Annotated in this window: 2 protein-coding genes; both read right to left on the reverse strand. The window is 49.8% G+C overall.

The window, feature by feature from the left end; genetic code table 11:
• Positions 1–61: 61 nt before the first annotated feature.
• Positions 62–463 (reverse strand): structural protein, encoded by a 402-nt coding sequence (locus tag Xhom_RS25110; protein WP_069315751.1) that lies wholly within the window; start codon positions 461–463, stop codon positions 62–64.
• The gene (locus Xhom_RS25115) at positions 447–776 is read right to left on the reverse strand and encodes a phage holin, lambda family (RefSeq protein ID WP_198148763.1); all 330 of its coding nucleotides are present in this window, start codon (positions 774–776) and stop codon (positions 447–449) included. Before Xhom_RS25115 ends, Xhom_RS25110 begins: the two co-directional genes overlap by 17 nt.
• Positions 777–787: the final 11 nt, after the last annotated feature.

Consider the following 787-nt stretch of genomic DNA (forward strand, 5'->3'; position numbering starts at 1 on the left):
TGGATTTGGCGCACGTCAGTACGCAGATAAAAAGAAGCCCCGCGAATGCGAGGCTCAGGATTCAGAGTAAATTGAAGGCTTTTTCAAGCACTTCATCAGAATAAGGTTGCTGGCCATTCTCGTGCCGGATAATGGACTTAGCCAGCGCAATCAGTGTGGATTTATTCATGTCGAGAACTTGATGCGGATCCACGTTCAGCACCTTAGCCACTCCGCTGATATAAGCCAATGTATTATTTTCATTGGTTGGTGCCCAGCGGTCTATCATCTTCGCTACGGTCTGATAACCGTGCTTGTGGTAATTGCACAACAATTTCATCAGTGCCCGAATCCCATACTCGGGTGATTCAAACCGGCAGAACCGCTTTTCAATGTTCGGGTCATGCTTCAACTGACCTTGCCATTGATTGGCTGAGTTATGATCAATGTTGCCCGGATTGTGATTCCTAATGCCCCTCGTCATTACTTGCCCCCGCTCTTTTCTCTGCCGCCTTACGCAGCAATTGGCCGATAAAGTCCGTTCCCAGATAGCCAATCACCACACTGCCGATGTAGGCCAAGTCAGGATTCAGACCGATAAGATTTAATACATCACGTATGAACCACGCGAACATGGCACACATAAAGGCGTCGATAGAGACACGCAACCAGCCGCCGCCATGATACCGGCCCCGGAGAAAGGCCATGGTCCCCGCAAGGGCTGCCCCGATGCCTTGCTCTCGTATCGAAATGAGCCAGTCACCCAGATGCACCCAGAAATCAGGATTCTCTTTCATCTTCATAATCC

Source organism: Xenorhabdus hominickii (genome assembly GCF_002632725.1).
Classification (GTDB): Bacteria; Pseudomonadota; Gammaproteobacteria; order Enterobacterales; family Enterobacteriaceae; genus Xenorhabdus; species Xenorhabdus hominickii.

Coding starts and splice junctions, on each gene's coding strand:
- Xhom_RS25110 (WP_069315751.1), bottom strand. CDS start 463: ATGACGAGGGGCATTAGGAATCACAATCCGGGCAACATTGATCATAAC.
- Xhom_RS25115 (WP_198148763.1), bottom strand. CDS start 776: ATGAAAGAGAATCCTGATTTCTGGGTGCATCTGGGTGACTGGCTCATT.